The sequence below is a fragment of the Streptomyces mesophilus genome, from assembly GCF_011044995.1.
Lineage (GTDB): Bacteria > Actinomycetota > Actinomycetes > Streptomycetales > Streptomycetaceae > Streptomyces > Streptomyces mesophilus.
Genome location: NZ_JAAKZW010000004.1, coordinates 79,521 through 93,562 on the forward strand (window position 1 = coordinate 79,521; position 14,042 = coordinate 93,562).

12 protein-coding genes are annotated in these 14,042 nt (G+C 71.8%); 10 read left to right on the forward strand and 2 right to left on the reverse strand.

All coding sequences use genetic code 11. From position 1 onward, the window contains the following. Nucleotides 1-2: 2 nt before the first annotated feature. Nucleotides 3-2,456, reverse strand: coding sequence for a carbohydrate-binding protein (locus G6045_RS02645; RefSeq protein WP_165330104.1), 2,454 nt, complete (start codon nt 2,454-2,456; stop codon nt 3-5). Nucleotides 2,457-2,828: 372 nt separating this feature from the next. Here G6045_RS02645 and G6045_RS02650 point away from each other — a divergent pair, with 372 nt between their 5' ends. After that, on the forward strand, nt 2,829-3,623 hold the full coding sequence (locus G6045_RS02650; protein WP_165330105.1) for an SDR family NAD(P)-dependent oxidoreductase: 795 nt from the start codon (nt 2,829-2,831) through the stop codon (nt 3,621-3,623). A 64-nt stretch (nt 3,624-3,687) separates the two neighbouring features. After that, nucleotides 3,688-4,518: a DUF4253 domain-containing protein gene (locus G6045_RS02655; protein ID WP_165330106.1), complete on the forward strand. Its 831-nt coding sequence runs from the start codon at nt 3,688-3,690 to the stop codon at nt 4,516-4,518. 142 nt (nt 4,519-4,660) lie between these two features. Here G6045_RS02655 and G6045_RS02660 read toward each other — a convergent pair whose 3' ends face one another. After that, nucleotides 4,661-5,857 (reverse strand): hypothetical protein, encoded by a 1,197-nt coding sequence (locus G6045_RS02660; protein WP_165330107.1) that lies wholly within the window; start codon nt 5,855-5,857, stop codon nt 4,661-4,663. A 141-nt stretch (nt 5,858-5,998) separates the two neighbouring features. Here G6045_RS02660 and G6045_RS02665 point away from each other — a divergent pair, with 141 nt between their 5' ends. The 8 genes from G6045_RS02665 (at nt 5,999) to G6045_RS02695 (ending at nt 14,037) form a co-directional block, all read left to right on the forward strand. Further along, nucleotides 5,999-6,973 (forward strand): ABC transporter substrate-binding protein, encoded by a 975-nt coding sequence (locus tag G6045_RS02665; RefSeq protein ID WP_165330108.1) that lies wholly within the window; start codon nt 5,999-6,001, stop codon nt 6,971-6,973. A gap of 113 nt (nt 6,974-7,086) precedes the next feature. After that, on the forward strand, nt 7,087-8,007 hold the full coding sequence (locus tag G6045_RS02670) for a FecCD family ABC transporter permease (protein WP_165330173.1): 921 nt from the start codon (nt 7,087-7,089) through the stop codon (nt 8,005-8,007). Nucleotides 8,008-8,111: 104 nt separating this feature from the next. After that, nucleotides 8,112-9,119: a FecCD family ABC transporter permease gene (locus tag G6045_RS02675; protein ID WP_235967489.1), complete on the forward strand. Its 1,008-nt coding sequence runs from the start codon at nt 8,112-8,114 to the stop codon at nt 9,117-9,119. Between the two features lie 102 nt (nt 9,120-9,221). After that, nucleotides 9,222-10,025, forward strand: a complete 804-nt coding sequence (locus G6045_RS02680) for an ABC transporter ATP-binding protein (RefSeq protein ID WP_165330109.1) — start codon at nt 9,222-9,224, stop codon at nt 10,023-10,025. Between the two features lie 73 nt (nt 10,026-10,098). After that, nucleotides 10,099-10,212 carry a streptamidine family RiPP gene (amiA, locus tag G6045_RS41940; protein ID WP_268978362.1) on the forward strand — a complete coding sequence of 38 codons (114 nt, stop codon included), beginning with the start codon at nt 10,099-10,101 and terminating at the stop codon, nt 10,210-10,212. 101 nt (nt 10,213-10,313) lie between these two features. Further along, nucleotides 10,314-11,183 carry a hypothetical protein gene (locus G6045_RS02685; RefSeq protein WP_165330110.1) on the forward strand — a complete coding sequence of 290 codons (870 nt, stop codon included), beginning with the start codon at nt 10,314-10,316 and terminating at the stop codon, nt 11,181-11,183. Then, nucleotides 11,180-12,661 (forward strand): CocE/NonD family hydrolase, encoded by a 1,482-nt coding sequence (locus tag G6045_RS02690; protein WP_165330111.1) that lies wholly within the window; start codon nt 11,180-11,182, stop codon nt 12,659-12,661. Before G6045_RS02685 ends, G6045_RS02690 begins: the two co-directional genes overlap by 4 nt. Further along, nucleotides 12,658-14,037: a YcaO-like family protein gene (locus G6045_RS02695; RefSeq protein WP_165330112.1), complete on the forward strand. Its 1,380-nt coding sequence runs from the start codon at nt 12,658-12,660 to the stop codon at nt 14,035-14,037. Before G6045_RS02690 ends, G6045_RS02695 begins: the two co-directional genes overlap by 4 nt. Nucleotides 14,038-14,042 lie beyond the last annotated feature (5 nt).

Genomic DNA, 14,042 nt, shown 5'->3' on the forward strand with positions numbered 1-14,042 from the left:
CGTCAACGTCCCTTCTTCTTCGCGGGGTTGGTGGCGAGCGTGAAGGCGTCGACGTCGAACAGGTTGCCCTGACCGGTCGGGCCCTTGAAGACCAGCACCAGGTCCGTGGTGCCCGAGGGCGCTCCGGACAGGTTCGTCGACACGTTCTGGAAGTTCTCCCAGCCGCCGGTCACCGGCACGTTCACCGAGCCGAGCAGTGTCCCGGTCGGTGAGCCGGCGCGGATCTCGAGGCTGCCGCCCGCGCCGCCCGACGAGATCCGGGCGGTGAACGAGGTGACGTTGCCCAGCGCGTACGGATTGAAGGAGATCCAGTCGCCGTTGTCCGTGAAGCCGACGGTGTTCGCGCCCTCGGCGGGCCCGTGCGCGGCGAGTTGGATGCCGGACTGGGCGGAGAAGTGCTCGGCCTGCCGGTGGCGCGGCTGCAGGACGCGCTTGCTGTGCGTGGTCAGACCGGCGTTGTCGGTGTACTCGGCGTCGAACACGCCGTACAGGTTCGCCGCGCTGTCGTGCTCGCCGTCGGGCGGCACGGTGATCGTGCCGCTGCAGCCGTTCTTCGAGGTGATCGCGTGCTCATGGCTGTCGTGCCCGAGCAGATAGGTGACCTTGACCTTCGCGCAGTCGACCGCACCGTCCTCCGGATCGCTCACCGTCACCTCGAACGGCACGGTGTCACCGAAGGAGAAGAGCTGACCGTCGAGCGGCTTGTTCAGGGTGACGGCGGGCGCCGTGTTGCCCGCCGTGATCACCAGGCTGGAGGAGCCGGTCAGGCCCTCCGGATCCTTCACGGTGAGCGTCGGGCGGTACGTTCCCTGCGTGGTGTACGTATGCGAGGGATTGGCCTCGGCCGAGGTGGAGCCGTCGCCGAAGTCCCAGTGGTACGTGAGGGGTCGGCCCTCGGGGTCGGAGCTGCCCGCGGACGAGAACGCCACGTTCAGCGGCAGTGCGCCGGAGGTCTTGTCGGCCGCCGCTTTCGCGATCGGGCTGCGGTTGCTGCCCGCCAGGTGCTCGATGCGGTACAGCGCCTGGTTGTTGGAGCCCGTCCCGTAGTCGAGGACGTACAGCGCGCCGTCCGGGCCGAAGTCGCTGTCGATGATCTGGGTGCCGGACCACGGGAAGTCCTCGATCACGCCGGGTGAGCCGTCGCTCCTCACCTCGATCGCCTTGATCCACTTGCGGCCGTACTCGGTGGCGAAGAACCGGCCGTCGAGGGACTGCGGGAACTTCACGTCCGAGTTCAGCGCCGGGTCGTAGCGGTAGACCTCGCCACCCATCGGCGACTCGGAGCCGCTGCCGAACTCCGGCGGCGAACCCTCCCAGCCGTACTTGATCCAACTCGCCTTCGCGGCAGGCAGCTTGGCCTGCCCCGTGTTGCGGAAGGAGTTGTTCGCCGGCCCGCCCGCGCAGTCGTACTTGGCGCCCGAAGGGCCACTGGGGAAGGTGAACTCGTTGTACGTCTCGTTGGCGGTGTTCGTGCCGGTGCAGTACGGCCAGCCGTAGTTGCCGGGCCCGGTGACCCGGTCGAACTCGACCTGGCCGCCCGGGCCCCGGTTCGCGTCTCCGCCGCCCGCGTCGGGACCGTAGTCGCCGAGGTAGACGATGCCCGTCGCCTTGTCGACGTTCATACGGAACGGGTTGCGGAAGCCCATCGCGTAGATCTCGGGCCGCGTGTTCGCCGTCCCCGGGGCGAAGAGATTGCCGGACGGGATCGTGTAGCCGCCGTCGGCGGTCGGCTTGATGCGCAGGAGCTTGCCGCGCAGGTCGTTGGTGTTCCCGGAGGAGCGCTGGGCGTCGAACTGCGGGTTGCGGTCGGCGCGTTCGTCGATCGGCGCGTACCCGCTGGAGTCGAACGGGTTGGTGTCGTCGCCGGTCGTCAGAAACAGGTTCCCGGCGGCGTCGAAGTCGATGTCGCCGCCCACATGGCAGCACTGGCCCCGGTCGTTGGCCACCTCAAGCACGACCTTCTCACTGGTCATGTCGAGGGTGTTGTCGGACTTGAGCGTGAACCGGGAGAGGTTGAGATGCCCCTTCCACGCCTCGAAGTCGGCCGCGCTGCCGGTCACCGGGGCGTCGCCACCGGGGGTGTTGAGCTTGGGGGAGTAGTACACGTAGACGTGGCGGCTCGTGGCGAAGTCCGGAGCCGCAGCGATGCCCTGCAGCCCCTCCTCGTCATGGGTGTACACGTCCAGCTTCCCGGCCGTCGTGGTGTTGCCCGCGGCATCGGTGAAGCGGATCGTGCCGTCGCGCGCGGTGTGCAGGACTGAGCGGTCCGGCAGCACGGTGAGCGACATGGGCTCGCCCAACTCTGCTCCACCGGTGGCGAGTTGGACCTGCTGATAGTCCGCGGGTGGAATGTCCCGCGCGGCCGGGGAGGCCGGGACCGACGCGACGGAGACGCCGGTCAGGACGAGGGTGAGTGCGCTGAGCAGTCTCAGCCCCGTACGAGGGCGTGAGGGCATGGGGCATCCTCCTGACGCTTGGGGGTGTGTCAGGCAGGGCGCGCGCCGGCCGCGCTTGCTGCGGGTGTGCCGTGGTGGTGCTGGGGGTGTGCCTTGCGAGTGCTGTGGGGTGTGCCGTGCGGGTGCGGCGACTGGGCGCCTTGCAGGCGATACGTGAATTGCGCATTCAGTGCGGCTCGTTACGCAGAACTGTGAGCGTCTTGCATGCTGGCGATGCCATCCGTCATTTGTCAAGGGCCTGTCAAAAGTGCTGTGTGCACGGAACTGTGGGGAAGGTGGCGGCTGAGGTTCGGGGAGCGCACCCTGTTGCCGCGGGCAAGACTGGGTAAGGGCTGCCACAGGTTTGTCGACATCGGAGGAGTACCGCTTCCCATGCACATCGATCTGACGGGACGTACCGCCCTGGTCACCGGCTCCACCCAGGGCATCGGCGCCGCCATCGCCACCGAGCTCGCTCGCGCGGGAGCGCGCGTCGGCATCAGTGGCCGGACCGAGGAACGCGTCCACGGAGCCATCGGGCGGATCCGGGGCGCGGTACCGGACGCAGACCTGGTGCCGGTGGCCGCCGACGTCACGACCGCGGACGGCGCGCGCCAGGTCGCGGACGCGGTGCCGCGGGTGGACATCCTCGTGAACAACCTCGGCATCTTCGGACCGGCCGACCCGCTGGACATCACCGACGACGAGTGGCGGCGCTACTTCGAGGTCAACGTGCTGGCCGCCGTACGGCTCATCCGGCAGTACCTGCCCGGTATGACCGAGCGGGGCTGGGGCCGGATCCAGAACATCGCCAGCGACTCCGCGGTGGTGATCCCCGCGGAGATGATCCATTACGGCATGTCGAAGACGGCGCTGCTCGCGGTCACCCGAGGCTTCGCGAAGCAGGCCGCCGGCTCGGGCGTGACCGTGAACTCCGTGATCGCCGGGCCCACGCACACCGGCGGCGTGGAGGACTTCGTGTACGAGCTGGTCGACCGGAACCTGCCGTGGGACGAGGCCCAGCGCACCTTCATGCGCGAGCACCGCCCGCAGTCGCTGCTGCAGCGCCTGATCGAACCCGAGGAGATCGCCCACATGGTCGTGTACCTCGCGTCGGACCAGGCGAGCGCCACCACCGGGGGTGCGCTCCGGGTGGACGGGGGGTATGTGGACTCGATCCTGCCCTGACGGCGGGACCGCGGTGTGGTCCGATCCTGCCCGGAGCGAAGCCGCGCCGCCCTACAGTCCCCGCATGACCACGCCGACGCGCCCTTCGAACCCGCTGCATCGCCTTGTATCGGACCCCACCGGTGCGTCCCTCGGGCTGTCGCTGCCCGCGGGCTCGACGACGTGCGACACCACCGAGGGCACCTGGCACGAACCGCTGCTGTGGGTGTCCGACTCGCCCGCGTCATCCGGGAGTTGGGCCGCACTGCAACCCGCCCGGGCACTCGGACTCCTTCCGGTGCTCATAGGCCCCGACATGAGCGTACGAGGAGGCAGCGACCTGGCCCCGGAAGCCGTGTCGCGCCCCGGGGACCACGACGCCCGCGAGGTGCTGGCCGGGCACTGGGGGCGGCGTCCGGTCCGACCGGCCTACCGCCACATCCGCGCACCCTTCGGCGCCGCATGGCCCGGCCTCGCCCAGGCCGTACGCCACGCGCCCGACGCGCCGGAGACCGCCGCCGAGCGCGTCGCGCGGCTGATGCTCGAGCCCGGCCCCGACCGGTACGACTTCGACGGGCAGACCTCGTGCATCGCGCTGGTGCCGGCGCCGCGGAGTGCCGACATACCCGCCGTCATCGGCTGGAGTTGGGCCGCCAACTACGAACGCGACGTCGCCCGCCTGTGCGCAGTCCTGCGCACGTGGGAGGACCGGTTCGGCGCCCGGGTGGTGGCGGTGGGCTGCGCACTGATCGTGTCCGTCGCCGCCCCGCCGGCCACGCGGGATGAGGCGGAGCTGCTGGCCGCCGAGCACATGGCGTTCTGCCCGGACGCGCTCGCGAACTTCGGCCTGAGCACCATCCGCGAGTACGCCGGCCACCTGCTGACCGCCCCGTACTGGACCTTCGGGTGGGACTGAGCCGGAAGCGCCGCTCAGGGCCGGAGCGCGGACAAGTCCGCCTCCTCGGCCCGGAAGTGATCCGCGTTGACGAGCACACCGCCGGGTGCTGGACACGACGGCGGGTGGCTCAGCTCCGGGACCGCCTTCGGAGGGAGCGCCCTCATCGCCCGACCGGATCTCCGTCGGCGCCATCCCCTTGCGCGAGCAGCAGAAGGTGCCCGCCGTGATGGAGCGGGGTGTCCAGCTTCAGGCGGGTGGCCTCGTGCGCGGACCGGGCGTCCACGACATGGACTTCGCCGTGACCCCCGCGGGTGACCGCCACCCAGTCCGCCCCCGGTGAAGCGGCCACGGCGCGGCGCTGGACGCCCTCCCAGGGGGTGGAGCCGCGGGCCGGGGCGCCCTCCATGGGCGGCAGTGCGGTGTGCCGGCCGGCTCCGTCGTCGCCCAGCAGGATCAGTTCATCGCCGTCGGGGTGGATGCGGGCGAACGCCGCATGCTCCTTCGCGAGGGCCAGCCGGAAGACCAGCCCCGGGCCGAGGTCGGTCAGCGATGTGACATCCGAGTCCAGTTCGTACGTCCATGAGTGATTGGTCCACTCCGGCCAGCGCAACGGATCGGCGGGGCCGCCGCGCAGAGTCGACCACAGCGCCCTGCGCCGCGTATCGAGGCGCAGATACCAGCCGCGGGCAGGCCCACCCCACGGGATCACCGGCTCCGCGACGAGGCCGTCACCTCCCCGGCGCGCCCGGTGCACCCCCGCACCGGTAGCCGCGAACACCCACTCGTGGACGGGGTCTTGGGCATCTCCGTGACCGTCGTCCGGCAGCGGAAGCGAGGCCAGCGGCTCGACCTGCGGGCAGCCGGGCGGCGCGGTGAGCAGGTCGGCGAAACGGTGGACGGACAGGGCGCCCGGCTCCCGGTGGCGCAGGACCACGAGCGGGTCGTCGGACCCGAGGACCGTCACGCCGGGCTCGCCTCTGCGCGTACGCACCCGGGCGACGTCCCCCGCGGCCAGGTCGACGAGGGTCAGCAGGTCCGACCAGGGCTCGGCGTTCTTGCCGAGGCCCGTCGTGACGGCCACCCACCGCCCGCTCGGGTCCGCCGCCAGATGCTCGGCCGGCACCGCCACCGGGACGGTGACCGCCACAAAATCGCGACCGTAAGGGTCGAGTACGAGGAGTTCGCCGCGGCGGTCATCGACGCAGGCGACCCGTCCGCCCGGCAACGTCAAGAACCCTGCGTGCTCGGACAGATGACGTCCTGTCAGACGGCCCGCCTCGATGCCGTCCGGCACCGTCACCACGTGGACGCACCCCTCGATGTGGTCGGAGACGAGGAGCAGCGGGTCGGTGGTCATGGCGAGCCTCCGTCGGTGTTCGGGTGCGGACCGTCAGCCCTTCGCGGCATCGCAGGGCAGACGATCGGGGATGTATATGAAAATGATTATCATGTATGGTCGGCCGCGTTCCGAACATGCGAGAAGAAAGTGGGGGCATCGATGCTGCGCTCGATCTCGAGAGCTGTCCGATGCGGGATCGCCGCCGCGGTCCTGGGTTCCGTCCTGGTGGGATGCGGCGGCGACGCCGAGCCGGCCACGACGGCGAAGGCGCAGGGGGAGAAGACCGATGTGACGGTCGAACCGATCAAGGCGACACGGGAGTTGACGGATGCCAACGGCGTCAAGGTCTCCTTGGAGAAGACGCCGGAGCGGATCGTGTGTCTGGTCGCGCTGTGCGACGACATCCTGACCGAGCTCGGCCTCGTCCCCACCGCCACCAACAACGAACTCCTCGCCCAGCCCGGCTTCCTGGGCAAGGAGAAGGCGAAGCAGGTCAAGGTGATCCCCGGCGGCTTCATCGCACCGGAGGTCGAGGCGATCCTGTCCCACAAGCCCGATCTGGTGATCGGCCTCGAGGACACCCACGGCAAGCTCGCGCCCGCGCTGAAGGGGGCCACCACCTTCTGGCCCGTACAGCCCGAGAAGTGGCAGGACAGCGTGAGCTATCTGCGGGATGTCGCCGCACTCACCGGCCGTACGGCACAGGGCGAGAAGGCGGAGAAGACGTTCCGTACCAAGCTGGCCGACGCGGAGCGGACCAGGAGCGACAAGACGGCGCTCATCATCTACGGCAGCGACGAGAACTTCGGCGTCGCCACCCCGGGCGCGGACGTGGCCGCCGGACTCTTCCCGAAGCTGGCCGACTATCCCTGGAAATCCCGTGGTGTGGACGGGAGTTACAGCCTCGAAGAGATTCTCGCGCAGGGCGTGGACGTGCTCTTCGTGGAGACCATGAGCTTCGGCGAGGCGGACGGCAAGCTGTCCGAGAAGCTGGCCAAGAACCCGCTGTGGGGGAAGATTCCCGCCGTCAAGAACGGTGACGTCCACGAGGTCAACTCGGAGATCTGGGCGAAGGGCCGCGGCACCCGCTCGCTCGGCATCGTCCTCGACGAGGCCGTGGCCGCGCTGAAGTGAGCGTGCAGGCGGCGATATCCGATACGGGGGCGCCGGCCGCCGGGCCTGACGGGCATCCGGGCAAGCCCGCGCGGCGGCGGTCGGGGGTCCAGCTGCTGGTCCTCGGTGTCCTGCTGGCCGTCGCGTCATGGTGCGCGCTGAGTCTTGGCACCCCCTATGTGCCGCTGCACCGGCTGTTCGGGGGCGACGAGATCACTCAGGTGGTCGTGTCCGAACTCCGTGTACCCCGGCTGGTGTTGGCGCTGCTCGCCGGCGCCTGCCTGGGGGCGGCCGGACTCGTGCTCCAGGAGGCGCTGCGCAACCCCCTGGCGGTCCCCGAGATGCTGGGCGTCTCGTCCGGCGCGGCGCTCGGGGTGGCCGCACCGCTGGTGCTCGCCGTGGCCGTGCCCGCTGCCGTCCAGCCGCTGCTCGCCATCGGCGGGGCCGCGCTGGGCGGCGGACTCACGCTGCTCGCGGCGGGGCTCGGGCGCAGCCCGTCGGCCGTGCTGCTCACCGGGGCCGCCGTCGCGGCGGCGCTGCAGGCCGCGCTGCTCGTCCTGATGGTCATGGCCGATCAGCTCGATCTGCAGCTGATCTACCGGTATTTGCTCGGCTCACTGTCGGCGCGCACCTGGGAGGACGTCACCGGCCTGTGGCCGTGGCTCCTGATCGCCGTTCCGGCGCTCGTGCTGTGCGCGCCGGTGCTCGCGGTGCTCCGGCTCGGTGACGACGACGCCGAAGCTCTGGGCGTACGAGCACGGCGGGCCCGGTTCGCGGCGCTGGCCGTCGCCGTGGTGCTGATCGCGCCCGTGACCGCCGTGTGCGGGCCCGTGGCGTGGGTGGGATTCCTCGCGCCGCAGCTGGCGCGCAGGCTCAACCCCCGCTCCGACGCGGTGGGTTGGCTGCCCTGGTCGGCGGCATGGGGCGCGGTCGTCGTGGCCCTCGCCGACGTACCGGCCCGGCTCGCGCTCGCACCGGTGGAGATCCCGGTCGGCGCCTGGACGGCCCTGCTCGGGGTGCCGGCCGGGGTCGCTCTGCTGAGGAGGGCGCGATGACGGACAAGGTTCAGGTGGCGGAGAGGGAGTCGATGGCCGGGTCCGTGCAGGCCGCACGGGTCGTGCGATCGAACGAGCCGGATCCGATGGGGCGGCCCGCACACATGGCGCGGCGCTTCGGCGTACTCGCCGGGCTCATCCTGGCCGCCGTCTGCGCATCGCTCATGTCGGGGCGGGCCATGTCCCCGTCCGTGGCCTGGGATGTGCTGTCCGGCGGGGGCGGCGCGATGGACCGGCACGTGCTGTTCAACCTCCGGGTGCCCCGTCTCCTTGTGGCGCTCGGGGCGGGCGGCTGCCTCGGTGTCGCGGGTCTGGTCCTCCAGTCGGCGCTCCGTAATCCGCTGGCCGGACCCGAGGTCACCGGTGTGACGCCTGGCGCCGTACTCGGAGCGGTCACGGCGACCGGACTCGGCCTCGCGGGCTGGCAGTCACCACTCGCCGTGGTCGTCGCGGCCCTCGCGGGCGGTCTGGCCGGGGCCGGACTCCTGTGGCTCCTCGCCGGACGCGGCCGTGCGGATCCCGCACAGACCGCCGTGTACGGAGTGCTCGTCTCCGCCGTACTCGGCGGACTCACCGCCATGGTGCTGCTCGTCGCCCCGGGCGAACTGGGCAGCGTGGTCCAGTGGCTGGTCGGCACTACAGAGGGCCGCGTATGGGAGCACTGGCATCTCCTGTGGCCCTGGGCGCTCGCCTGGGCAGTCGTGGCCTGGCTGTGTGCCGGGCCGCTGACCCTGCTGCGCTGCGGCGACGAACTCGCCGCCGCGGCCGGCCTGTCGGTCGTACGGGCCCGGTCCCTGGCGCTGCTGTGTGCCGTGGCGCTGACGGCGGGCGCCGTGGCCTCCGTGGGTGCGCTCGGTTTCGTCGGCCTGCTCGTGCCGCATGTCGCCGTGGCCGTTTTCGGCGCCGACCTGCGCTGCGCGCTGCCCGGGGCGGCGCTGCTGGGGGCGCTCGTGGTGTGCGGCGCGGACGCCACCGCACAAGCGCTCTCGCGACTGCTCGCCCTGGCCCTCGACTCCGACCGGCTGACCGTGCCCGTCGGAGCGCTCACCGCGTGTGTGGGCGCGGTGCTGCTGCTGATCGTCGTACGCCGCACGCCCGCCCAGGACTTCTAGGCCGCTGCGGTTGCCAAGGCCCGCTGCCGCAGCGGCGCATCTCGCTGCGGTCGGTCGGCACCCTCAAGGGCCTTTGTCGCCAAGGACAGTTAAGGACACAGCATGAGTGAACCCGTGGGCATCCGCGTAGAAGGAGTCCACTTCGGATACCCCGGCCGCCCCGTCCTGCGCGGCGTGGACGTGGCTGTCGAACCGGGAGAGCTGACCGCCCTCGTCGGCCTCAACGGGTGCGGCAAATCGACCCTGTTGCGGATCGTCGCCGGGCTGCTTCGGCCCGGCGAGGGGCGGGTCCTGGTGGGCGGTCACGACCTGGCCCGACGCTCGCGGCGGGCCACCGCACGCCATGTGGCGCTGCTGCACCAGTCGGCCCCGGCGGTTCCGGGGATGACCGTACGCCAGCTCGTACGGCAGGGGCGGTACGCGGCGCGCGGCCCGCTCGGCATGCTGCGCGAAGGCGACGACGCCGTGGTGCGCCGCGCCTTGGACGACGTCGGCGTGGCGGCCTGGGCCGAACGGCCCGTCGACTCGCTCTCCGGCGGCGAACGCCAGCGCGTGCGCCTGGCCATGGCGCTCGCCCAGGACACCCGCGTACTGCTGCTCGACGAGCCCACCACCTACCTGGATCTCCACCATCAACTCGACGTGCTGCAAACGGTGGTGAGGCTGCGCGAGGAGCGCGGCCTGACCGTGGTCATGGTGCTGCACGACCTTGCGCACGCCGCCCGCTTCGCCGAGCGGATCGTCGCCCTGCGGGATGGCGGCGTGGTGGCCGACGGGGCGCCGAAGGAGGTCGTCACGCCCGGGTTCCTCGCGGACGTGCTGCGGGTCGCGGGCCGCGTCGGGCGGGACCCCGAGGGGGACTGGCCGGTGTGTTACCCAGATCACCCACTGCCCTCTTCCAAATGACAATCATATTCAATAACGTTCTCGCGTGGTGATCGACCGATCGCCGCAACTCCCTTGTGATGGAGGAAAGTTCATGAAGGACGACCAGGTCTTCACGCCGATCGCCGACCCCGGCCAGCTGGCCCACGACTCGGCTTCCCACTCCAACGCTCTCGTCGAGAACCCCTTCGACGACACCGAGGAGTGACCGAGGTCTGACCCTCGCTCGCGGGCCCGCCGACTGCCTCTCGGCGGGCCCGCGTTCCAAGTCCTGTTGTGTGTAAGCCCCTTGTTCACGGGAGAAGTGACGTGTCGCGCAGTCAGCTCGCACCGGGTGTCGAAGTCGTCGCCGTCCCCGACGGCGGCCTGGCCGTCCGTACGGCCGACGGGGAGTTCCTCCGGGTCGCGGCGGGCGAGGCGCACCGGGGGGAGCTGCTGGCCCGGCTCGCCGGCGGCGCGGCCGAGCGGGTGGACGCCGAAGTCGACCGGCTGGTGGCGGCGTTCGAGGGGGCCGGGTACGCCGAGGAGTGCGGTGGGGCGGACCGGGCCATGTGGCCTGTGGAGCGCCGGGACGTGTTGCTGCTCGGTGCTCCCGTACTGACGAAGCCGCTGGCCGGGTACCTGGAGGCGGCGGGGGCCGCGCCCCGGTTCGGTCGGCCGGGCGACTGGGAAACGGACGAGCCCGCCGCCGTGGTGTGGTGCCTCGACGGTCCCGTATCCGAAGGCCTGTGGGACGCCGCCGACCGGCTGCCCGAGCGCGGCATCGCCTGGTCGCGCTGCCACCTCGAGGGCTGGCAGGCGTACGTCGAGCCGCTCGCGGCCGTGGCCGGGGATGTCACCTCCGCGCAGGTCCGGGCCCGGCGCCTGGCCGCCACGCCCGCCCACCGCGAACTGGCCGCCTACTGGCACGGACCGCGCACGGGCTCGCCCGTACGCCTTGCCGAGCCGGCCGCGGGACTGCTTGCCGCGCTCCTTGCGGATGACCTCACCTGGTGGGCGACCGGGGCCCGTGACGAGGACGGACTGCCCGCGCGGCGGCGCCTTCGACGCGTCGATCTGCGGACCCTGACCGTCACCGCGCACCCCGTCCTGCCCGTGCCCGATGTGGCAGCGATGCCTGAGGTGCGGACGCACCGTCCTGGTGCGCAGGGCGCGGCAACGTCCGGGCACAGCCGGTGACTTCGTTCACCACGTCCGTCAGCGGGCTCGCCACCGACGTCCAACTGCCGGATGGGCAGGTCACTTTCCCGGCCGTCCTCATCCGCACTCCCTACGACCGGCACAGCCACCGTGCTGAGCTGCGCGGCTGGGCGCGGCGCGGATTCGCCGCGCTCGCCCAGGATGTACGCGGCCGGTACGCGTCGCCGGGGGAGTGGCGACCGTACGAGAGGGAGGCCGCCGACGGCGCGGACACCGCGCGCTGGATCCGGCGGCAGACCTGGAGCGACGGCCGGCTCGTGGCCTGCGGTGCCTCCTACGCCGCCCACTGCGCCCTCGCGCTCGCGCTGGAAGGGCCCGAAGACGCGCGCCCCGACGCCGTGATCGCCGCCGTACCCGCGCTCGGAGCGGCCGACACGGCGCGTGAACCCTCGGGCGTGGAGCGGCTGTGGAACCGCGCTGGGTGGTGGGCCGCCCACGGCGACCGGCCTGACTCCGACGAGAGCGCCCTGGCCAAGGCGCTCGCCGCCGATCCGGATCTGTTGTCCCACCTGCCGTTGGTGAAGTTGCCCGGGAGGCTGGGGCGGGAGCTCCCGTCCTGGGAGGGGCTGTGGTGCCGACGCGAGCGCGGGCGGCTTGTGTCCCGCGCGGCGGCGGCGAGGATGCCGCTGCTCGCCGTGGGCGGGCACCATGACCACTTCGCCGAGGACACGGTGGAACTGTGGCGCCGCTGGGGCGGGCCGTCCGCGCGCCTGCTGATGGGGCCCTGGGGGCACGGCCTTGTCGCCGCGCCCGGGCCCGGTGCCTATCCCGAACATCGCCTGAGGCTAGGCGAGTTGTATGCGGACTGGGCCCGCGCCGCTCTCGAAGGGCGGCTCAGGGAAGGGCGGGCCGGTGCGCTCGCCCTCGGTGGGGGCCCACTATGGGTGGCACCGGACATCATGGGCGACTCCTACGCTCCGAATCTGCGCCTGCTGCGCGGGGCCGCCTTCACCGCGGACCCTGAACGCCCGGTCAGCTCAGTGGAACTGGCCGTCCCCGCAGACGGCGAGCCGGACCGCTGCGTGCTCGTCACCCCGCCGCTCCCGCGCCCGCTGGACGCGTTCGGTCCCGCGGAAGTGCGTCTGCGCGCCACCGCGGACACGCCGTCCGCCGACTGGGTCGCCCGACTTGTCGCGCTGAGCCCCGAAGGGCGGGCGGTGCGGATCGGGGTTGGCATCGTCCGCCGCGCCGAACCTCCGTACAGCAGCAAGGAGTTCACGATCCCCATCGGACGCCTCGCGCGACGACTGCCTGCCGGCACCCGGCTCCGTCTCGAGATCGCCGGACACCACTTCCCGGCCCACGCCCGCAACCCGCACACCGGCGACGACCCGATCACGGCCACCCGCCTGATCGCCTCCCGTCGCAGGGTGGACCCGACCGGCCTCGAACTCCGCCTCGCTGCGCTCCGTACCCGACCCACACCCACCGACCCGGCCCTGGAGATCCCCCGATGACGCCGCTGCCGCTCGAAGCCCTCGTGGACCCCGTCTGCGGCATCGTCCGCAAGGTCAAGCCCGTCGACCATCCGGCCGGTGCGCCGCCGCGGTACACGGCGATGACCGCCGAGGTCGCGGACGCCCGCAGGCTCGGTCTGTGGCCCGCCGACCGTGTCTCGCTGGGCACCGCCTTCGGTGACCCCGACACCGCCCGTATCGCCGCCATAGCCGAGGGAATCGAGCGGTACTGCGGCAACCGCGTCCCGCCGCCGGGCCACCCGGACGCTCCCCTGCGCGCCACCGCCGGCGAACTCGCCGGGAAGGGCCTGCGGCTGTACGGGCCGGACGCGCTGCCTTCGTACGCGGACTGGCAGTACGCCCGCGAGAAGTTCCCCTACCGTGGGCTCACGCACGACACCCCGGCCCTGTGGACGCGCGGAGTCGAGCAGCTGCCCGACGGCACGACGGACGAGGTGTGGGCGCCTGTCGCGCTCACCCACCTCAACTGGCGCCAGGGCGAGCTGCGTTCACTGCCGCGCACCCACCACCTCAACTACGCGGGCATCGCCACCGGCCAGGGCTTCGACGACGCCGTCGAACGCGGCCTTCTGGAGATCGCCGAACGCGACGCCCTGGAGGTGTGGTGGCACCTCGACGGGCCCACGCGCGGCATCGACGCGGCGACGGTCCCCGGTCTCGCGGAGGACCTCGCCGGATGCGGGCTCACCGTGTGGATCGTCGAGATGCCCTCCGAGTTCGCGCCCTGTATGGCCGCCCTCGTGTACGACCCGCGGCTCGATCTGTACGCCGCCGGGTTCGCCTGCAAGTACGACCCGGCCGACGCCGCCCGTAAGGCCGTACTCGAAGCGGTGCACACCTGGGTGTTCACCCAGGGGCTCACCGACCCCGACGGCTGGGTCTTCCAGGCCGTCGACGCCGGACTGCTCGCCAAGGGGCTCTACCTCGACCACCGGGAGGACCGTCGCTATCTCGATGCCTGCGGTGAACAGTTTGAACGCGTAAGGGATTTGGGCGCCCACGTCCAGGTGTGGCTCGATCCGCGGATGGCTTCCGAGGCCAGACGTTTCACGGAGCCGGCGCACGGCGTCGTACCCCTCGGCGCTGTCGCGTCGGGCAGCCGGGAGCGGATGGCCGCAGCCCTGCGCGAGGGCGGCCACCGTGTGATGACCTTCGACCTGACCACCGAGGACGTGGCCGAGACACAGCTGAGGGTCGCCCGGGTTCTGGTGTCCGGACTGCTGCCCAACGCACCGGCCGCGTTCGGGTACTTCGGGTGCCCGCGCCTCGCCGAAGCCGCCCTCGCGCGCGGCTGGCGTACCGCCGCGCCGGGCGCGCCCGATGACTTCACGCTGGCCCCGCCGCCGCACATGTGAGCCGC